We start from the raw sequence: 18,959 nt of genomic DNA, 5'->3' as shown, positions 1-18,959 counted from the left end.
CATGTTTAGTGTACGATGTGTCGCCTTGTAGTGTTTGGCATCTGTAACTCAATGCCAAGCGTAATCGACTATTATATATGAAATTTAACCTGAGATAAGCCAAGAAGATGAGCAACGAATATAATTCGGCCGCGATTGAAGTATTAAGTGGGCTGGATCCGGTAAAAAAACGCCCCGGTATGTACACCGACACCACCCGCCCTAATCATTTGGTACAGGAGGTCGTCGATAACAGTGTTGATGAAGCCTTAGCCGGCTTTGCCGACAATATCGATGTTGTTTTGTATAAGGATGGATCGGTTAGCGTTGCCGATAACGGTCGCGGTATGCCGGTAGATATTCATCCTGAACAAGGTATTCCTGGCATTGAAGTGATTATGACCCAACTTCATGCGGGCGGTAAATTTTCGAATAAAAATTACCAGTTTTCCGGCGGCTTGCATGGCGTCGGTGTTTCTGTCGTCAATGCCTTGTCCACGCGGTTGGATGTGGAGGTGAAACGTGATGGCAATGTTTATCAAATGCGTTTTGCCAATGGCGCAAAACAACAAGACTTGGAGCAAATCGGAACCGTAGGTAAGCGAAATACTGGCACCCTGATTCATTTCTGGCCCGATGCGCAATATTTTGATTCAGCCAAAATATCGCTCGTAAAACTGAAACATAATTTGCGGGCCAAAGCGGTTTTATGCTCAGGCCTCAAAATTTCCTTGAAGGATGAAGCCAGCGGTGAGAGCTGGGAGTGGTGTTATGAAAATGGATTGACGCAATATTTGCTTGATCGAGTTGGGGATGTTGAGTTTTATCCGGATCCCCCTTTTGTCGGTAGTTTCTCTAGTCACACGGAAGCTGTCGAGTGGGGTATTTTATGGACGCCGGAAAGCTTGCCCGAAACGGTCGCCGAAAGTTATGTCAATCTGGTGCCAACAGCGCAAGGTGGCACCCATGTCAACGGTTTGCGTGCGGGCTTGACTGAGGCTATGCGTGAGTTTTTGGAGTTTCGTAATCTGTTGCCGCGCGGTGTCAAAGTGGCGCCAGAAGATGTTTGGGAGCACTGTCATTATGTATTGTCAGTCAAACTTGAAGATCCACAATTTTCCGGTCAAACCAAAGAGCGTTTAAGTTCGCGGGAATGTGTGGCGTTTGTTTCTGGCGTGGCTAAAGACAGTTTTAGCTTATGGTTGAACCAACATCCGCAGGATGGTGAGAAAATTGCCGAAATTATCCTGGCCAGTGCGCAAAAGCGACTTAAATCCAATAAAAAAATCATTCGCAAAAAGATTGCCGCAGGCCCTGCATTGCCGGGTAAATTGGCTGACTGTTCGGCACAGGACATTTCCCGTACCGAATTGTTTCTGGTGGAAGGCGACTCGGCCGGAGGTTCTGCCAAGCAAGCGCGCGATCGCGAATTTCAAGCCATCATGCCTTTGCGCGGCAAAATCCTCAATACCTGGGAAGTCGATTCGTCACAGGTCATGGCTTCGCAGGAAGTTCATGATATTGCTGTGGCGTTGGGCATAGAGCCGGATACGCAAAATCTCGAAGGGTTGCGCTATGGCAAGGTCTGCATTCTGGCCGATGCCGATTCCGATGGTAATCATATTGCCACCTTGATTTGCGCCTTGTTTTTCAAGCATTTCAAGGTGTTGGTGGAAGCCGGACATGTGTTTGTCGCTATGCCACCTTTGTACCGAATCGATGTTGGCAAAAAAGTTTTTTATGCGCTCGATGACGCCGAGCGGCAAGGCGTTTTAGCCCGAATCGAAGCGGAAAAGCTGAAAGGGAAAATCAATGTACAGCGTTTTAAAGGCTTAGGGGAAATGAATCCCGCTCAATTACGAGAAACTACGATGAATCCCGATACCCGGCGCTTAGTGCAATTGACGGTGACAGACGATGATGAAACCTGTGCGCAAATGGATATGTTGCTGGCCAAAAAACGCGCCCAGGATCGGAAGAAGTGGCTGGAAGAAAAGGGAAATCTGGCGCAAGTGTGATAAAAGAGTGCTTTTTCATATATGCGGCATAAATCAGCTTGGCTTCTCTTGTGTCGATTGACTTCGGGTATAATAACGTTTTTTTGAATGGGTCGTCAGCTAACATGCAATCTCGTCGATTTTTGTTTCTTTTTCCTTTGTTGGGTATGCAAGCCTGCACGGGTTACCAGCCGCCCGCGCCAGTTTATGGATCAGGCACAGTTGTCGATCCGTATCGGAATCCGCCGTATTCAAAACCTTTGGAACGCCCTTACGAGCCGACTGTGACAGAAACGACGCCGAGAGCGGGTAATAATCAGGCCAGCAAGACGGAGAGCGTTGCGCCACCACAGTATTCTCGTTATGAGTCCGTCAATAAACCGTTGACGCCGGCTGTCGTCGCGTTGATTTCTGAATCTGAGCGCTACAGCCGTGCGGGAGATTTAGATGCGGCAGTTGCAAGATTGGAACGAGCATTGCGGATTACGCCGCGTAACCCTGAAATCACTTATAAACTGGCAAAAATACGCCTGCAACAGGAAAAACCTGTATTGGCAGAAGATTTGGCCAAGAAAGCGGCGTTATTGGCGGCCGGTAATCCGCGTTTGAAACGGCAATGCTGGTTGTTGATTGCACAGGCCAGACGCTTGCAGCATGATTTGCAAGGTGCCAGGGAAGCCGAATTAAAAGTGCGCCAGATTCAATAAATCGTGTCAGTCGTTAAACAATTTTTTGCCGCGGACGGTAATTTATCCTGTGTTATCGAAGATTATCAGCCGAGAGCAGGCCAGGTTGATATGGCTGAGGCAATCTGGCAAGCCATCGAGTCCGAACAGAATCTGATTGCCGAAGCCGGCACCGGGACTGGTAAAACCTTCGCCTATTTGATTCCCGCCATTCTGGCCGGAAAAAAAGTGATTGTGTCCACCGGCACCAAAAATCTACAGGATCAGTTATTCAATAAGGATATTCCCGTTATTCGCAGCGCCTTGAAGCAGCAGCCTTTCGTACCGGCATTATTGAAAGGCAGGGCCAATTATTTGTGCACCTATCGGTTGGACAACGCACTGAATAATGCGATCGGTTATAACAAAGAAGACGCTGCGGCGCTGGCACAGATCAAGCAATGGGCCAAACGCACTAAAACCGGCGATATTGCCGAAATCAGCGATGTGCAGGAAGGCAATCCTATCTGGTACAACGCGACATCGACGGTGGAAAACTGCTTAGGACAGGATTGCCCGGATTATGCCGATTGTTTTTTTGTACAGGCACGCAAAAAAGCGCAAGAAGCCGATTTAGTCGTGGTGAATCATCATTTGTTATGTGCGGATTGGTCGATCCGGCAAATTGGCTTTGGCGAATTACTGCCGAGCGCAGAGGTAGTGATCATTGATGAAGCACATCAGTTAGCCGATGTTGCGTCTAATTTTTTAGGTGTGTCTATCGGCGCTAGGCAGTTGAATGATTTAGCTGCTGATACTGAAGTCGAATATTTTAAAGAGGCTAGCGATATGCCTGATCTTCGTAGCGCATTTGAAGAATTACGGATTGAAGTCAAAGATTTGCGTCTGGCCTTTGGGCTGGAGCTGCGTCGCGGCGATTGGCAGGAAATTGAAAATAATCCCAAGATTTCGGCGGCGCTAGAATCGGTGTATCGGCACTTGCAGACATTGACTGATCAATTGGAAATAGCATCGGTGCGCAGTAAAGGCTTAGAATCGTGTTTTGAGCGGGCGGAAAACTATGAGAATCAGCTCAATAGCATTTTGCATGATGAACAAGGTGAATGGATAAAATGGTTTGAGGTACATAGCAAATCATTCATGTTGAGCCGAACACCACTGGATATTGCCAAGGAATTTAAGGACTTCATGCAGCAGCATCCAGCGACCTGGATTTTTACCTCGGCAACCTTGAGCGTGGCTGGCCGGTTTGAGCATTTTTCCCGTAATTTGGGTTTGTATGACGCCGAATGTAAAAGTTGGGACAGTCCGTTCGATTATGCAAAACAGGCGTTGTTTTATCACCCGCGCGGACTGCCTAAGCCAGCTGAATCCGATTATACCGATAAAATCATAGAATTTGTCGTGCCTGTTTTGGAAGCCAGCCGAGGCCGGGCTTTCTTTTTATTCACAAGTCACCGGGCATTACAGCGTGCGGCAGAATTGTTGGCCGACCGAGTCGATTACCCTTTATTAGTGCAGGGGACAAAATCCAAGCAGGTTTTACTGGAGCAATTCAAACAAAAAGGTAACGCCATACTGTTAGCAACAGCCAGTTTTTGGGAAGGCGTGGATGTCAGGGGCGATGCGTTATCCTGCGTTATTATTGACAAACTGCCGTTTGCTTCCCCCGGTGACCCAGTTTTGAAGGCGCGACTGCATGCGATGGAACAACAGGGTCGCAACCCTTTTTTTGAATATCAATTGCCGGCAGCCATTATTGCTTTGCGGCAAGGCGTTGGGCGCTTGATTCGGGATGAAAATGACCGTGGTGTACTGATGGTGTGTGATCCACGTTTATTGAAACGGGCTTATGGGCAGATGTTTCTGGACAGTGTACCGCCGATGCGACGTAGCCGGGAGATGGAAGATGTTAAACAATTTTTTGCGGATGAGAGGAAGTCGTGAAATTATTGGCGGTTGAAACGGCAACACCGGCGTGTTCTGCGGCATTATGGGTGGATGGCGAGATTTGTGAGCGTTTTCAAATGGCGCCGCGCGAACATACGCGTTTGATATTGCCGATGATCGAGGCGTTATTGCACGAGGCAGATTTGGCGGTCAGTCAACTCGATGCTATTGCGTTTGGCTGCGGGCCGGGTTCGTTTACCGGTGTCAGAATCGCCACCGGCGTGGTGCAAGGCATTGCGTTAGGTGCTGATGTACCTGTGCTGCCGGTTTCCACGTTGGCATCGATGGCGCAATTTTCTTTCAACCGGAACCAGCACAATCTGGTATTTACCGCGTTGGATGCTCGCATGGGTGAGATTTTTTGGGCGGTCTATCAAAAAAACAGCCAGGGACTGGCGCAATTAGTCGGACAAGAGGCGGTAACGCCGGCTGAGGCTATTGTATTTCCTGAGGGCAAAGGCTGTGGTGTCGGTTCGGGCTGGGGTGTTTACGAAGCACAATTATCGACGCGGCTCGGATCCCAGCTCGAAACGGTTGATGTCGATGTTTGGCCGCATGCGGTGACTGTGGTGCAGTTGGCGGCCGAGGATTACCGGCAGGGCAAGGCAGTTGCGCCGGAACGAGCCATGCCGGTTTATCTGCGTGATAAAGTAGCTAAAAAAGAATCGGAAAGGTAATTGATAAGAATCAGTTACAATACTTTCATTAATAAACGCGACAAAGAACAAGATTTTTTGACATGGCACAGTATTTTGAAATTCATCCAGATAATCCGCAACCACGATTGATCCATCAAGCCGTTGAGATTATTCGGCAAGGAGGGGTGATCGTTTATCCGACCGATACATCTTATGCGTTGGCTTGTCATATTGGCGACAAGCCGGCATTGGATAAAATTTGCCGTATTCGGCAGCTGGATAATAAACATAACTTCACGCTGGTATGTGAAAACCTGGCGCAGGTTTCAAATTTTACCAAAATGGGTAATGACGCTTTCCGTCTGATTAAAAGCCTGATTCCCGGGCCATTTACGTTTATTCTGGATGCGACCCGAGAAGTTCCTCGGCGCTTGCAGCAGGCCAAGAAAAAGACCGTGGGGATTCGCGTGCCCGATTGTAAGATTGCTTTGATGCTGGTTAAAGAGCTCGGGGAGCCTTTGTTCACCTCAACTATGATTTTGCCGGGAGAAGACGAAGCATTGAGTGACCCGTATGATATTCGGGAAAAATTGGAACATGAGCTGGATCTGGTTATCGATGCTGGCATTATCGAATATCAACCGACAACCATTATCGATTGTCACGATAATCAAATCGAGATTGTTCGACAAGGTGCCGGTCACGCGCCCATGCTAGATTAATTCCCCTTTACCCAGCACCTCGTCATTGATGGCGGGGATGAAAATGTGCCATCAGCATGAGGTGCTGGGTTTACCCATTCTCACCGCTTCCGCATGAGAATACATAGGGCGTCGAAGCCAGGGAGCGGTGCTATAGATTTTCACGGAGGACTGTGGGAAGCAGCGATTTTGATGGATTTTGCGCTTCCATTTACCTAATTGTCGTGGCATCTATAAGCACTTGTCTTGTACTTAACTGGAGTTATGAATATGTTTATGAATGAGTTGACGATGGTGCAAAAAATCGTCGTTTGGTTGCTGCCTGTGGTGTTTGCTATTACCGTGCATGAAGTCGCGCATGGCTGGGTGGCCAAGAAGTTTGGCGATAATACTGCCGACCGGCAAGGGCGATTGACGCTGAATCCGTTGAATCATATTGATTTAGTCGGTACGGTGTTGTTGCCGGGTATTTTATTGTTATCAGGTGCTGGCTTCATTTTTGGCTGGGCTAAGCCTGTGCCGGTCGATCCGCGCAATTTTAAATCGCCGCGTAAGGATATGATGTATGTGGCGATGGCCGGCCCGATTTCAAACCTGCTTATGGCATTGGGGTGGGCCATAATCGCTAGAATTGGCGTGTCTCTAGCCGATGTCCAGGCTGTTGCACTGCCTTTGATTTACAGCGGCATCGCCGGTATTTCCATTAACCTGGTGTTGGCGTTGATTAACTTTTTACCGATTCCACCTTTGGATGGCAGCCGGATTGTCGCCGGATTGTTGCCTGAACGGATGGCCTGGCAGTATTACCGCCTCGAGCCTTATGGCTTCTATGTCTTACTGCTGTTATTGGTGACCGGTGGCTTAGGGTTGATTTTGGGGTATCCAATGATGCTGATGCAGGCATTGTTTTTCTCGTTGGCAGGTTTGACGGGCTAAATGAGCATAGCAGGCGATTCGACAGTGCTACAAGCCGAGACGGCCGAGCCTTTGCCGCTGGCTAAGGTGATGGGGCAGCCTTATCCTGAGCTGCCGGAAGATTTATATATCCCGCCTGATGCGCTAGAGGTTTTTCTCGATGCCTTCGAAGGGCCGCTTGATTTGTTGTTATATTTGATTCGTAAACAAAATGTCGATATTCTGAATATTCCCATTGCCGAGATTACCCGACAATATATCGGTTATATCAATATGATGGACAGCTTGCGCTTGGAGTTGGCGGCGGAATATCTGGTCATGGCAGCCTTGTTGGCCGAAATCAAATCGCGCATGTTATTGCCGCGGGTGCCGGATGAAGAAGCCGAGGAAGAAGATCCACGCGCCTATTTGATTTTGAAATTACAAGAATATGAAGCCATCAAAAAAGCGGCAGAGCAGCTCGATGAGCTACCGCGCTATGAGCGGGATATTTTTGATGTATCCATCAATACAGCAACCGTCGAGGTTAAGCAGGCATTACCGGATGTTCAGCTCAAAGAGTTGCTGCTGGCGTTTCAGCAGGTTCTCAAGCGTGCAGAACAGTTTAGTCACCACCAAATAACAAAAGAGCCCCTATCAGTCCGTGAGCGAATGGCAACCATTTTGGAAAAACTTAACCGAGCAAATCAGCTCCCTTTCACAGCGTTATTTATCCGAAAAGAAGGAAAAGGCGGGGTGGTTGTCTCGTTTCTTGCCATCCTCGAGCTCAGCAAGGAAGGGTGCATCGACATCATCCAGCCCGAGCCCGCAGGCGACATCCATATCCAAATCCGAGCCCGAGACACTTGAGCGTGCTGAAAAACAGCTTGAAAAAATCAAACTCGAGCCCGTAAAAAAACGTCCTAAAAAACCACGGCTGGATAAAAAAAGGTTGTTGGATGCAATGCTTTTTGCGGCAGATTTATCGCATACGATTGAACACGTCCAGCAGCAGTATCCAGAACTTGAAGCAGATGATATTCGACGAATACAGAACACTATGCACGATATAAAGCCTAAGACCGAGGCGGCACAAGAGATAACAGAAAGTGAAGTCGAGAGTGTGTCTGAGTCTGTCGAGGGGCAAAATGATGCGCAAAATATCGTAGAAACGGAATCAGGTGATACAGAAAGTTCTGTGCCAGTCGATACGTCATTGAAAAATATTGTCGAAGCCATTTTATTTGCAGCTAACCGCTGCATGACGCCTAAACAAATTCAGGTGGTTTTTCCGGAACTGGAACAACCCGAAGTGAAGCAAATTCAGGCCGCAATTGATGAAATCAGTATAGATTATCAAAACCGGCCAATTGCCCTGAAAAAATTGGCCAGCGGCTATCGTTTTCAGGTCAAGGCAGGATTGTCGCCGTGGATTTCCAGGCTGTTTGAAGAAAAACCACCGCGTTATTCCCGGGCATTATTGGAAACCTTGTCGATTATCGCTTATCGGCAGCCAGTCACGCGCGGCGAAATTGAAGATATCCGCGGCGTCAGTGTCAGTTCCAATATTATTCGGACGCTATTGGACCGGGAATGGATTCGTATCATTGCACATAAGGAGGTGCCTGGGCGTCCCGCTCTGTATGGCACAACCAAACAATTTTTGGATTATTTCAATCTATCTTCGCTAGAACAGTTACCGACACTCGATCAAATCAATGATCTGGATTTGATGGCAGAACCTAATCATCACCATGAGGGACAAGAACAACGTGAACAACAAGAGAAGACCGCCCCGCAGCAAAAACAAGAAACCGCAGCAGACAAGAACACAGAAGGTGCGCAATCCGAGCAAGAGCGTAGCGGAACCGGGCAACCTACACTCCACTGATAGTCTCAACGGTGAACGTATCCAGAAAGTTCTGGCGCGGGGTGGTATGGCTTCGCGGCGGGAAATCGAGCGTTGGATAGAAGATGGCAAAATTGTGGTGAACGGTGGTGTGATTCAGCCGGGCTACCGATTGAAGCCGGGAGACGTGGTCAAGGTAAATGGGCGTATCGTCAAATGGGAAAAGTATGCAGTGCAACCGGTCCGCGTGTTGGTTTATCATAAACCCGAAGGTGAAGTCGTCACGCGACGAGATCCTGAAGGGCGGCCGGTGGTGTTTACCCAGCTACCTAAATTGACTGTGGGGCGTTGGATTGCTGTAGGGCGTCTGGATATCAATACTTCAGGATTGTTGCTGGTGACCAATAATGGTGAGCTTGCTAATCGTTTGATGCATCCATCAAGTGAAATCGATCGGGAATATGCAGTACGTATTCTGGGCGATGTGGATGAGGCGATGATCGAACGCTTGAAAACCGGCGTGGAACTGGATGATGGTATGGCGCGCTTTAATGACATTCAATTTCATAGCGGCGAAGACGGTGCCAATAAATGGTTTTATGTCGTGGTCATGGAAGGTCGTAATCGGTTGGTGCGGCGTTTATGGGAGTCGCAGGGCGTAAAAGTTAGCCGTTTGAAACGGGTGCGTTATGGGCCGGCCATGTTGCCGGAACGCATAAAGCAACGCTCCTATTATGAGTTAGATGAGCGCGAGTTAGCGCATTTGATGGATTATGTTGGGCTTGAACAACCGAAATAATGTTTTGTCTGCTATCAAAATGGCTTTAATGTTGCTAAAAAAACGATAGCAAACAAAAACAACACTGGAATTTCGTTGACCCAGCGGAAATAAACATGCGAATGTCGGTTGCGGTCATGTTTGAAATCATTCAGCCATTTACCGCAGAAGGCGTGGTAAATCACCAGAAAAACAATCAACGCTAATTTGACATGTAGCCAGCCGAAGCTGCTGTACATGGCCCAGGCGTAATCGACCAGCATCCAGCTGCCAAACAGCAGCGTCAACAGCATACCAGGCGTCATGATGCCGTAATACAATTTACGCTCCATGATTTTAAAGCGCTCAATACTTGGGCTGTCTTCCGACATGGCGTGGTACACAAACAGACGCGGCAGATAAAACAAGCCGGCAAACCAGGTAACCATGAAAATAATATGCAGTGCTTTCAATATCATCGTAGGCTTTAAGAATCGTCGAATTGTGTGGCCAGCGCGTGTAATGCGTTCAGGGAGTCATTAAATTGCCGTTCATCATCACAGCGAATGGTGGCATGCGCGACTTTGCGGCCTTTGCGCGGTAATTTGTCGTACAGATGCAGATGCGCATGTGGAATCGCCAAAACAGAAGCTTCGGGCGGCACATCGCCAATAAAATTGACCATGGCGCTGTAACCGACAGACTGGGTTGATCCTAACGGTAAATCGAGAATCGCACGCAAATGATTTTCAAACTGGCTGGTTTCGCTGCCTTCGATTGTCCAGTGGCCTGAATTATGTACCCTGGGTGCAAATTCATTGGCAATCAGCTGGCCATTCACATCAAATAATTCTAGTGCTATCGTGCCGACATAATCTAAGGATTCCATTAGTTTCGAGACATAATTTTCGGCGGCTATTTGCTGTGGGTCGTCGGCTTGACAGTGGGCAACCCGTAAAATGCCACCCTTGTGGGTGTTTTCTGATAACGGATAAAAGACAGTGTCGCCATTGGCGCGGCGAACTGCAATAATCGACACTTCACGTTGAAAGGGGATAAAGCCTTCGACTATAGATGGTGCATCCTGCATCGCCTGCCAGGCATCTGCCAATTCCCCGGCGGATTGAATGACAACCTGACCTTTGCCATCGTAGCCCATACGCCGGCTTTTTAGGATGGCAGGGTAGCCGATCGATGACATTGCCTGCGTCAGGTCGTTTAGATTGTCCACGGCGGCAAACGGTGCGGTCTGAATGCCTAGTGATTGAAAATGTTGTTTTTCAACCAGTCTATCTTGTGCGGTTTGTAAGGCTTTGGCGGGCGGGTAAATGGTCGTGTGTGCGGTTAAATATTCCGCCGCGCTTGCTGGTACATTTTCAAATTCATAGGTGACAATAGAGGCTTGCTGTGCCATTTTTTCAAGCAGGGCTGGGTCGTCATAAGCGCCTTGCAGTAAACGGGAAAGTCTTACTGCGCCTGCTTCGGCGCTAGGATCTAGGACAATAAATTCCTGTCCTAGAGGAATGCCGGCCAGTGCAATCATACGCGCTAACTGACCACCGCCTAAAATACCGACAGTCATATTTGTTCTCCGCTTGGGTCAGGGTTGGCTAGTACCGTTTCTGTCTGATTTTGCCGGAATGCTTTCAGCGCCGAGCGGTATTCAGGATATTTATTACCCACGATAGCAGCGGCCATCAGAGCGGCATTGATGGCGCCAGCGCGGCCGATGGCTAGGGTGCCGACAGGGATACCTGCTGGCATCTGCACGATGGAGAGCAAAGAGTCCATGCCATTTAATGCTTTCGATTGAACCGGCACGCCTAAAACCGGTAACACCGTTTTTGCTGCCGTCATACCGGGCAAATGCGCGGCTCCGCCTGCGCCTGCAATAATGACCTCGAGTCCCTGTGATTCGGCATTCTCTGCATACTCAAACAGTTTATCCGGTGTGCGATGTGCAGACACCACTTCCACTGTGTGTGGTATGTTTAATTGTTCCAGCGTTTGCGCCGCATGTTGCATGGTCTCCCAATCAGATTTCGATCCCATAATGATGCCAATCAGTGCCGTCATGCAAATTCTCCAGTCAAGGCCAAGCTTTAAGTCTCAAGCATTTCAAAAAATGCCAAGCAAAATATTGAAAAACCGCTAATTATCGCATAACTGACAAGGGTGTTAAATAACAATATTTAAATGGGTCAGAGAAAAGGGTATCAATGCGTTTTGTTAGAAATTAGTACGTTTTATGGGGAAAGCATATAAAGATTGTCAAAGATCTCTTGATTCTGAAAAAAATGCATCAATATCTCAAAGGCTGGTACGGTATTTATGTTGAATCAGACGATTGAGAGTGCCGTTAGAAGGCGTTGACTGAATAGGTTTTTTGAGTGCGCTCACGTTATACTGGGCGTAGTTTTTTTACAGGAGAAAACAAGATGACACAGCAAAATGTAGCGCAAATTGAGAAGGATATTCGTGAAGCCGTTAGTTCAGGGGAAGATGTTTATCAGAAAGTTCGGGATATTACCTTGAAGGCGTTGACTGAGCATGAGCTGGATGAGGCGAATATCAAAGCCGTTGTTGAGGCAATTAGCAAAGGTATGACGCAGGGCTTGGATGCCACAGAAGATGTGGCTAAGCGTAGTTTTGAGGAAGCAGCCGAGGCATTGGATGATGCGTTGGTGAGCACGGCCGAAGCAACGAAGCTAGCAGTGGAGGAGGCGGCTTCAACTGTGAAGGCCTTTTCTGAGCAGGATATTAAGCGCACGATTGAGGATTTGAAGGCGTTGGAAGATTTGTTTTTAGATACCTTGACCGAGGCGGGGAAAGAAAGCAGTGAATTGGTGCAGAATATTGTAAATAATTTTGTTGAACATGCTCGCAATAGCGGAACGGCGGTTGGCGATCGGGTGCAGAAGCTGGTTGATGCCTTGTTGGAAGTGAAGGATAACAGTGGCAAGCTGTTATTGGAGGCGGCAAGCGATACGGCGGCAAAATTGGCAAAAATAGGGAGCGGTATTCTGGCCGGTATTGCCGAATCATTAGGGGCTGTTGCCATTTCACATAGGTAACCATAAAAAGGCGCAAGCCAGAGCGATAGAGCCTTCAAAATTTCGTTTGAGTTTGTCATATCGCGTGGCGATCGCTCTGAAATGCTTAGGGGCTGTTGCCATTTCACATAGGTAACCATAAAAAGGCGCAAGCCAGAGCGATAGAGCCTTCAAAATTTCGTTTGAGTTTGTCATATCGCGTGGCGATCGCTCTGAAATGCTTAAGTCTTGCAAACACATTTTCAACGAGATGGCGATATTTGTAGAGACACCAATCCATTTCATCATTTCCCCGAGTTGAATTCTTTTTTCTTGGGATAACAGGAACAGCCCCTTTGTCTTTAATTTGAAGACGTAATGCTTCACTGTCATAGCCTCTGTCAGCAACTATATAGTCACCTTTTGGGAGCTCTGCAACTAATTTCGGTGCTTCTTTACAGTCATGAACTTCGCCGCCTGTCACTGAGAAATGAATAGGAAGACCACAGGCATCAACGGCCATATGAATTTTACTGGTGTTCCCGGCGACAGATTTCCCTATCGCTGTTTCTTGTTCACAGGCCGCACCACTACTATGCTGATGTGCTTTCACAATACTCCCATCAATAAATTCCCATTCCAGGTCTGGATCAACAACCAAGGCGTTAAAAATACCCATCAGTTTTTTCTTTACGAGACCAGTCATTGAATCGTTTATATACCGCATTCCAATTACCAAAAGCCGTGGGTAAATCTCTCCAGGGACAACCTACTCGCAAGCGATAAAAAAATACCTTCGACTGTTTTTCGAAGACAAGGTTTGTCATAAATTCCCATTTTCAACATAATTATCTTCAGTTTCTCCCAAAGTTCATCCGTAAGCATTTGTCGGGGCATAGTTTGCTTGTTTTTGAGTCAAAATAAACAATCTATGTGGCGGAGTTATTGAATTTCAAGGGGGATTTTCAAAACGGCAACAGCCCCTAAGTCTTGCAAACACATTTTCAACGAGATGGCGATATTTGTAGAGACACCAATCCATTTCATCATTTCCCCGAGTTGAATTCTTTTTTTCTTGGGATAACAGGAACAGCCCCTTTGTCTTTAATTTGAAGACGTAATGCTTCACTGTCATAGCCTCTGTCAGCAACTATATAGTCACCTTTTGGGAGCTCTGCAACTAATTTCGGTGCTTCTTTACAGTCATGAACTTCGCCGCCTGTCACTGAGAAATGAATAGGAAGACCACAGGCATCAACGGCCATATGAATTTTACTGGTGTTCCCGGCGACAGATTTCCCTATCGCTGTTTCTTGTTCACAGGCCGCACCACTACTATGCTGATGTGCTTTCACAATACTCCCATCAATAAATTCCCATTCCAGGTCTGGATCAACAACCAAGGCGTTAAAAATACCCATCAGTTTTTCTTTACGAGACCAGTCATTGAATCGTTTATATACCGCATTCCAATTACCAAAAGCCGTGGGTAAATCTCTCCAGGGACAACCTACTCGCAAGCGATAAAAAATACCTTCGACTGTTTTTCGAAGACAAGGTTTGTCATAAATTCCCATTTTCAACATAATTATCTTCAGTTTCTCCCAAAGTTCATCCGTAAGCATTTGTCGGGGCATAGTTTGCTTGTTTTTGAGTCAAAATAAACAATCTATGTGGCGGAGTTATTGAATTTCAAGGGGGATTTTCAAAACGGCAACAGCCCCTAGAGTCGCGACACAAGTGATTGGCTTACCGGGATGAGTATGTTTTGGGGAATGATCAATGCGGCGCGTGATTTAGGGCGAGTACAAGAAATTGCCGGTATATTGATCCGCTATGGTTTTGGTAGTGTGGTACAAATGCTGGGGATGAGTCAGGCGCTGGAGCGGGTTGGCAAAACCTTACATTGGCAACATGCTGAAGAGCTGGCAAAACTGGATACGCCGCAGCGTTTGCGTCGTGTGTTGGAAGAGCTGGGGCCGACGTTTATCAAGATGGGCCAGATTATGGCAACCCGGGTTGATTTGTTCCCCCCGGCTTATATTGAAGAGTTTGGTAAATTGCAGGATCATGCGCCGCCTGTCGATTTTGCTGAACTTTTACCTCAGCTTGAGCAGGATCTTGGCTCAAGTATTGATGACGTTTTTCTGAATGTCGATAAAACGCCCTTGGCGGCCGCATCGCTGGCACAGGTTCATCGTGCAGTTTTGAAAGATGGTACGGAGGTGATTTTAAAAATCCGTCGCCCGGGCGTTCGGCGTGTGATTGAGGCTGACTTGAGGCTGTTGAATCGTTTGGTTGAAATTATTGAGTCAGATGAAACAGAGCTACAGCGTTATCATCCGCGGGAAATTGTACGACAATTTTCGCAGTCTTTACGGCGGGAGCTGGATTTTGCAGCGGAATGTCGAAATGCGGAACGAGTTGCCGAAAGTCTTAAAGATAATCCGCATATCGTTATTCCCAAGGTTTATTGGGAATGGACAGGTGAAAGGTTGAATGTCCAACAGTATATAAGTGGCGTACCCGGTAATCGGATTGATCAGTTGGATGAGGCGGGGTTAAGCCGAAAATTGCTGGCGGAGCGTGGAACCGAGGCGATGTTGAAAATGATTATGGAAGATGGCTTTTTTCATGCCGACCCGCATCCTGGTAATGTCATTTATCTGTCGGGCAACCGTTTGGCGTTTCTGGATTTTGGCATGGTCGGTCGGTTGACTGAAGATCGCCGCGATCAGGTGGTTAGCTTCCTCTATGGTATGGTCAATCAGATGCCGGAACGTGTCGTACAGATTTTGGAAGACTGGTCGGATGTCATTCAAACCGATGAGCAACAACTTTCGATAGAGATTGAAGCGTTTGTCGATCAGTACAGTTCTTTGGCTTTGAAGGATGTGAATTTGCCGACAATGATGACGGATTTGATGTCGATTTTGCGCGATCATAATTTGTCATTGCCGCCGGATCTGGCGTTGTTAATCAAAGCCTATATCACGCTGGATGGCTTTGGTCGCCATCTTGATCCTGATTTTCAGGTTCTGGCTTTCGCTACACCTTATATTCAACGCTTAATGGTTGAACGTTATCGTCCTGATGCTATCGCAAAACGAGGCTGGCGCAATATTCTGAGTATGGCCGATATGTTGGCCGCTTTTCCAAAGGAAATGCATCATTTACTCAGGGCGACGCGTAAAGGTCTGATTCCGGTTGAAATCAGTGTGAAACGTCTGGATTCGCATGTCGATAAGATTGATCGTGCGGTCAGTCGGTTGACTATGGGAATCGTAACTGCCGCGTTGATTATAGGGACTTCGATTATGATGACGGTAAAAGGTGGGCCGGAAATCATGGGGCTGCCTGCGTTTGGTTTTTTTGGATATATTTTTGCTGCCTTAGGTGGGATTTGGTTGCTTTTTTCGATCTGGCGCAGTGGCCGGCGGCATTAATATAGCTCCATTTTCTGTATTGATTGGTGTGAACATGAAAATTGATGAAGTATAAGATGTTGTGACTTTTTTCATCAAAAAAATGGTGTTGTATTAAGTATGTCTCAGGCGATGTTCGTTTGGTTTCAGATGGATTCTTAAAGGAGAGTTTTATGCGTTATCTACAACAAACAGTCATTTTGGTTGTTTTATTATCGATGTCTTTTTCGGCATCTGCCTTTACAACTTGTCATATCCGGTATCAATTGGAAGGCTGGTCTTTTTTTTATAAAGATTATCGGGGGCAGGGGGTTGTGGAGTGTGAAAATGGGCAGTCGGCCGAGGTCAGGATTGTTTCCCGGGGTGGCGGTTTGACGATTGGTAAGTCAGAAATCGATCGGGGAACCGGAGTCATCACCGAGGTTAAGGATATCGGCGAAGTATATGGTGATTATATTTATCTGGATACGCATGCCGGGTTGACCAAATCGGTTGAAGGTGTGGTGATGACAAAAGGCGAAGTCTCATTGGCCTTGACCGGTTTAGGTCGAGGGGTCGATGTCGGTGCGTCCATTGGCGTTTTTACTATTTTGCCGCGGTAACTGAATATGACGGATTTTGATAAAAAGATTCAGGTTATTGGCGATCGCCTGATTTCTCTTTTTCATTATTTAGCGCTGTTTTGTATCGGCTCCACCATAGTCTGGTCGGCAGTTTACGAATATTCGTTTATGGTCAAATCAGGTCATGCTTCGCTGGAAGATATTTTGTTGCTATTTATTTATCTCGAGTTGGGGGCGATGGTTGGCGTTTATTTTAAAACCCAGCGCTTGCCTGTTCAATTTTTGATCTATATTGCTATTACGGCTTTATCCAGACATCTAGTGATTGATGTGCAGATTGTAAAAGATGTATTTCATCTTTATTTGCTGTTGAGTATCGTGTTTGCCATTTTGATGTTAAGCGGAGCGATTTGTCTGCTATCCTTTACCGCCAGGCGTTATGGTTGTCCTGATGATTTGAGTGCTTTGAAGGAGCCAAGAAACGACGGATGTGGAATGAGAAAATAATAACCAAGCGCTTTACTAGGGATTAAAATGGGACTAAAATAGTCCTCATTAAGGAGGAATTATGTTGCGGTTGAGTAAGTTGACCGATTATGCCACGGTGATTTTGAGTTATATGGCTGAAAATAATCAGAGGGTTTATACGGCGCAGGACATCAGTGAAACGACAGGAATCGCCTTGCCCACTGTCAGTAAAATTCTAAAAAGATTGGTCAAGGCCAGTGTGTTGTTTTCGTTGCGTGGCGCAAAAGGGGGCTATCGTTTAGCGCGGCCACCGGAAAAGATTACCGTAGCGGCAGTCATTAGTGCGTTAGAAGGGCCTATCGCATTGACTGAATGCAGCAGCTCACATAAAACCTGTGATCAGGCCAGTGGCTGTCATATCCAGGGGCGCTGGAACCTGATTAACCAACGTATTTCCAATGCGCTTGAATCGGTTACCTTGGCAGATATGATTCTGCCGGCGGCTCAACCCGAAGAGCATATTATCTCTATTAACAGTTTATATCGCTAGCAGGCAAGATTAATCATGACATCAAATGCGCAAGAAATTGAAGACCTGATTGGGCAACAGGACTATGAAGCTGGTTTCGTAACCGATATTGAGGTGGATACATTTCCACCAGGTCTGGATGAGGATGTGATCCGGCGTCTGTCAAAAGTTAAAAACGAACCGGATTTTATGTTGGAATATCGGCTGGAAGCTTATCGGCATTGGTTGACAATGACCGAGCCTAATTGGGCGCAACTCAATATTGAGCCGATTGATTATCAGGCCATCAGTTATTATTCTGCGCCTAAGAAAAAAGAAGATGGTCCGAAAAGCCTGGATGAGGTCGATCCTGAATTACTGGAAACCTATAAAAAACTCGGAATTCCGCTCGATGAACAGGAGAGGCTGGCCGGTATTGCTGTCGATGCGGTGTTTGACAGCGTTTCGGTGGCGACTACCTTTAAAGGAAAGTTGAAAGAAGCGGGTGTTATTTTCTGCCCCATCTCAGAGGCCCTGCAAGACTATCCAGAGCTGGTAAAACAATATTTGGGGACGGTCGTTCCAGCCGGTGACAATTTTTTTGCCGCGCTGAATGCGGCGGTTTTTACTGATGGTTCATTTGTTTATATTCCAAAAGGTGTGCGTTGCCCGATGGAGTTATCCACTTATTTTCGAATCAACGCGGCTAATACCGGACAATTTGAACGCACACTGATTATTGCCGATGAAGGCAGTCATGTCAGTTATCTGGAAGGCTGTACCGCACCGATGCGGGATGAAAATCAATTACATGCTGCCGTAGTGGAACTGGTGGCGCTGGACAATGCCGAGATTAAATATTCCACCGTACAGAACTGGTATCCTGGGGATAAAGATGGCAAGGGCGGTATTTATAATTTCGTAACCAAGCGGGCTGAATGCCGTGGTAAAAATTCCAAAGTTTCCTGGACCCAGGTTGAAACCGGTTCGGCAATTACCTGGAAATATCCTAGCTGTGTATTGCTGGGAGAAAATTCTGTCGGTGAGTTTTATTCGGTTGCCTTGACCAACAATTATCAACAAGCCGATACCGGAACCAAGATGATTCATATCGGTGCTAATACGCGAAGCACCATTATTTCCAAAGGTATTTCGGCAGGTAAGGCACAAAATACCTATCGCGGCTTGGTTAAGGTGGCTAAAAGCGCAAAAAACGCCCGCAATTATACGCAGTGTGATTCCCTGTTGGTTGGTGATCGCTGTGGCGCGCATACTTTTCCTTATGTTGAAGTCAAACAGCCTACGGCTAAAGTGGAACATGAGGCGACGACCTCAAAAATCAGTGAAGACCAATTATTCTTTTGTCAACAGCGTGGACTGTCGGCCGAAGATGCGGTGTCGATGATTGTGAATGGTTTTTGTAAAGAAGTCTTTAAAGAGTTGCCAATGGAGTTTGCGGTAGAGGCGCAAGCTTTACTCGGCATCAGTCTGGAAGGTTCGGTTGGTTAATTA

General features: G+C 47.0%; 18 protein-coding genes and 3 pseudogenes. 15 read left to right on the top strand and 6 right to left on the bottom strand.

Features of this window, described 5'->3' with window-relative positions; genetic code table 11:
• Nucleotides 1-107 precede the first annotated feature (107 nt).
• From parE to rluB, 9 genes are all read left to right on the top strand, one after another.
• Nucleotides 108-1,997: a DNA topoisomerase IV subunit B gene (gene parE, locus JEU20_RS05500; protein ID WP_198244043.1), complete on the top strand. Its 1,890-nt coding sequence runs from the start codon at nucleotides 108-110 to the stop codon at nucleotides 1,995-1,997.
• A gap of 104 nt (nucleotides 1,998-2,101) precedes the next feature.
• Nucleotides 2,102-2,683: a tetratricopeptide repeat protein gene (locus JEU20_RS05495; RefSeq protein ID WP_198244041.1), complete on the top strand. Its 582-nt coding sequence runs from the start codon at nucleotides 2,102-2,104 to the stop codon at nucleotides 2,681-2,683.
• Nucleotides 2,684-2,686: 3 nt separating this feature from the next.
• Nucleotides 2,687-4,609: a DNA repair helicase YoaA gene (gene yoaA, locus JEU20_RS05490; RefSeq protein WP_198244039.1), complete on the top strand. Its 1,923-nt coding sequence runs from the start codon at nucleotides 2,687-2,689 to the stop codon at nucleotides 4,607-4,609.
• A complete protein-coding gene (tsaB, locus tag JEU20_RS05485) occupies nucleotides 4,606-5,289 on the top strand; it encodes a tRNA (adenosine(37)-N6)-threonylcarbamoyltransferase complex dimerization subunit type 1 TsaB (RefSeq protein ID WP_198244037.1) in 684 nt (227 codons plus the stop codon). Before yoaA ends, tsaB begins: the two co-directional genes overlap by 4 nt.
• A 62-nt stretch (nucleotides 5,290-5,351) precedes the next feature.
• Complete coding sequence (locus tag JEU20_RS05480; protein ID WP_198244035.1) at nucleotides 5,352-5,972, top strand: L-threonylcarbamoyladenylate synthase; 621 nt, start codon at nucleotides 5,352-5,354, stop codon at nucleotides 5,970-5,972.
• A gap of 249 nt (nucleotides 5,973-6,221) precedes the next feature.
• Nucleotides 6,222-6,887: a site-2 protease family protein gene (locus tag JEU20_RS05475; RefSeq protein ID WP_198244033.1), complete on the top strand. Its 666-nt coding sequence runs from the start codon at nucleotides 6,222-6,224 to the stop codon at nucleotides 6,885-6,887.
• Complete coding sequence (locus JEU20_RS05470) at nucleotides 6,888-7,715, top strand: segregation and condensation protein A (RefSeq protein ID WP_198244031.1); 828 nt, start codon at nucleotides 6,888-6,890, stop codon at nucleotides 7,713-7,715. It begins immediately after the preceding gene.
• A 94-nt stretch (nucleotides 7,716-7,809) separates the two neighbouring features.
• Nucleotides 7,810-8,736, top strand: a complete 927-nt coding sequence (scpB, locus tag JEU20_RS05465) for an SMC-Scp complex subunit ScpB (protein WP_245395215.1) — start codon at nucleotides 7,810-7,812, stop codon at nucleotides 8,734-8,736.
• Nucleotides 8,618-9,493 carry a 23S rRNA pseudouridine(2605) synthase RluB gene (gene rluB, locus JEU20_RS05460; protein ID WP_425356681.1) on the top strand — a complete coding sequence of 292 codons (876 nt, stop codon included), beginning with the start codon at nucleotides 8,618-8,620 and terminating at the stop codon, nucleotides 9,491-9,493. Before scpB ends, rluB begins: the two co-directional genes overlap by 119 nt.
• A 14-nt stretch (nucleotides 9,494-9,507) precedes the next feature.
• Here rluB and JEU20_RS05455 read toward each other — a convergent pair whose 3' ends face one another.
• Genes JEU20_RS05455 through purE form a run of 3 tightly spaced genes read right to left on the bottom strand, consistent with a single transcriptional unit; the run spans nucleotide 9,508 to nucleotide 11,527 of the window.
• Nucleotides 9,508-9,930 carry a CopD family protein gene (locus JEU20_RS05455; protein WP_198244027.1) on the bottom strand — a complete coding sequence of 141 codons (423 nt, stop codon included), beginning with the start codon at nucleotides 9,928-9,930 and terminating at the stop codon, nucleotides 9,508-9,510.
• Between the two features lie 8 nt (nucleotides 9,931-9,938).
• Nucleotides 9,939-11,033 (bottom strand): 5-(carboxyamino)imidazole ribonucleotide synthase, encoded by a 1,095-nt coding sequence (locus JEU20_RS05450; RefSeq protein WP_198244025.1) that lies wholly within the window; start codon nucleotides 11,031-11,033, stop codon nucleotides 9,939-9,941.
• Nucleotides 11,030-11,527, bottom strand: a complete 498-nt coding sequence (purE, locus tag JEU20_RS05445) for a 5-(carboxyamino)imidazole ribonucleotide mutase (RefSeq protein WP_198244023.1) — start codon at nucleotides 11,525-11,527, stop codon at nucleotides 11,030-11,032. The genes JEU20_RS05450 and purE overlap by 4 nt, the downstream gene beginning before the upstream one ends.
• 362 nt (nucleotides 11,528-11,889) lie before the next feature.
• Here purE and JEU20_RS05440 point away from each other — a divergent pair, with 362 nt between their 5' ends.
• Nucleotides 11,890-12,525 (top strand): DUF6781 family protein, encoded by a 636-nt coding sequence (locus JEU20_RS05440; protein WP_198244021.1) that lies wholly within the window; start codon nucleotides 11,890-11,892, stop codon nucleotides 12,523-12,525.
• Here JEU20_RS05440 and JEU20_RS05435 read toward each other — a convergent pair.
• From JEU20_RS05435 to JEU20_RS05425, 3 pseudogenes are all read right to left on the bottom strand, one after another.
• Nucleotides 12,514-12,612, bottom strand: a pseudogene (locus tag JEU20_RS05435) (IS5/IS1182 family transposase); the annotation flags it as partial. The gene JEU20_RS05440 and the pseudogene JEU20_RS05435 sit on opposite strands and share 12 nt — an antisense overlap.
• Before the next feature lie 16 nt (nucleotides 12,613-12,628).
• A pseudogene (locus tag JEU20_RS05430) lies at nucleotides 12,629-13,380 on the bottom strand (IS5 family transposase).
• 85 nt (nucleotides 13,381-13,465) lie between these two features.
• Nucleotides 13,466-14,120, bottom strand: a pseudogene (locus JEU20_RS05425) (IS5 family transposase); the annotation flags it as partial.
• Nucleotides 14,121-14,246: 126 nt separating this feature from the next.
• Between JEU20_RS05425 and JEU20_RS05420 the strand changes: the two are divergent.
• The 5 genes from JEU20_RS05420 (at nucleotide 14,247) to sufB (ending at nucleotide 18,956) form a co-directional block, all read left to right on the top strand.
• Nucleotides 14,247-15,929, top strand: a complete 1,683-nt coding sequence (locus tag JEU20_RS05420) for an ABC1 kinase family protein (RefSeq protein WP_198245904.1) — start codon at nucleotides 14,247-14,249, stop codon at nucleotides 15,927-15,929.
• A 152-nt stretch (nucleotides 15,930-16,081) separates the two neighbouring features.
• Complete coding sequence (locus JEU20_RS05415) at nucleotides 16,082-16,510, top strand: hypothetical protein (RefSeq protein ID WP_198244019.1); 429 nt, start codon at nucleotides 16,082-16,084, stop codon at nucleotides 16,508-16,510.
• Between the two features lie 6 nt (nucleotides 16,511-16,516).
• A complete protein-coding gene (locus JEU20_RS05410) occupies nucleotides 16,517-16,978 on the top strand; it encodes a phosphate-starvation-inducible protein PsiE (protein WP_198244017.1) in 462 nt (153 codons plus the stop codon).
• 61 nt (nucleotides 16,979-17,039) lie between these two features.
• Complete coding sequence (locus tag JEU20_RS05405; RefSeq protein WP_198244015.1) at nucleotides 17,040-17,489, top strand: SUF system Fe-S cluster assembly regulator; 450 nt, start codon at nucleotides 17,040-17,042, stop codon at nucleotides 17,487-17,489.
• Between the two features lie 15 nt (nucleotides 17,490-17,504).
• Entirely contained in the window at nucleotides 17,505-18,956 is a 1,452-nt protein-coding gene (gene sufB / locus JEU20_RS05400; protein ID WP_198244013.1) for a Fe-S cluster assembly protein SufB, read from the top strand.
• Nucleotides 18,957-18,959 lie beyond the last annotated feature (3 nt).

Origin of the sequence: methane-oxidizing endosymbiont of Gigantopelta aegis, from assembly GCF_016097405.1 — a bacterium.
In the GTDB taxonomy this organism is placed as follows: Bacteria; Pseudomonadota; Gammaproteobacteria; order Methylococcales; family Methylomonadaceae; genus Methylomarinum.
The sequence above is the reverse complement of the archived record's forward strand: the minus strand, read 5'-3'. Positions and strand labels throughout refer to the sequence as shown.

Coding starts and splice junctions, on each gene's coding strand:
- sufB (WP_198244013.1), top strand. CDS start 17,505: ATGACATCAAATGCGCAAGAAATTGAAGACCTGATTGGGCAACAGGAC.
- JEU20_RS05450 (WP_198244025.1), bottom strand. CDS start 11,033: ATGACTGTCGGTATTTTAGGCGGTGGTCAGTTAGCGCGTATGATTGCA.
- JEU20_RS05495 (WP_198244041.1), top strand. CDS start 2,102: ATGCAATCTCGTCGATTTTTGTTTCTTTTTCCTTTGTTGGGTATGCAA.
- JEU20_RS05405 (WP_198244015.1), top strand. CDS start 17,040: ATGTTGCGGTTGAGTAAGTTGACCGATTATGCCACGGTGATTTTGAGT.
- purE (WP_198244023.1), bottom strand. CDS start 11,527: ATGACGGCACTGATTGGCATCATTATGGGATCGAAATCTGATTGGGAG.
- JEU20_RS05455 (WP_198244027.1), bottom strand. CDS start 9,930: ATGATATTGAAAGCACTGCATATTATTTTCATGGTTACCTGGTTTGCC.
- JEU20_RS05475 (WP_198244033.1), top strand. CDS start 6,222: ATGTTTATGAATGAGTTGACGATGGTGCAAAAAATCGTCGTTTGGTTG.
- JEU20_RS05480 (WP_198244035.1), top strand. CDS start 5,352: ATGGCACAGTATTTTGAAATTCATCCAGATAATCCGCAACCACGATTG.
- JEU20_RS05410 (WP_198244017.1), top strand. CDS start 16,517: ATGACGGATTTTGATAAAAAGATTCAGGTTATTGGCGATCGCCTGATT.
- JEU20_RS05470 (WP_198244031.1), top strand. CDS start 6,888: ATGAGCATAGCAGGCGATTCGACAGTGCTACAAGCCGAGACGGCCGAG.
- JEU20_RS05440 (WP_198244021.1), top strand. CDS start 11,890: ATGACACAGCAAAATGTAGCGCAAATTGAGAAGGATATTCGTGAAGCC.
- JEU20_RS05420 (WP_198245904.1), top strand. CDS start 14,247: ATGTTTTGGGGAATGATCAATGCGGCGCGTGATTTAGGGCGAGTACAA.
- JEU20_RS05415 (WP_198244019.1), top strand. CDS start 16,082: ATGCGTTATCTACAACAAACAGTCATTTTGGTTGTTTTATTATCGATG.
- scpB (WP_245395215.1), top strand. CDS start 7,810: ATGCTTTTTGCGGCAGATTTATCGCATACGATTGAACACGTCCAGCAG.
- parE (WP_198244043.1), top strand. CDS start 108: ATGAGCAACGAATATAATTCGGCCGCGATTGAAGTATTAAGTGGGCTG.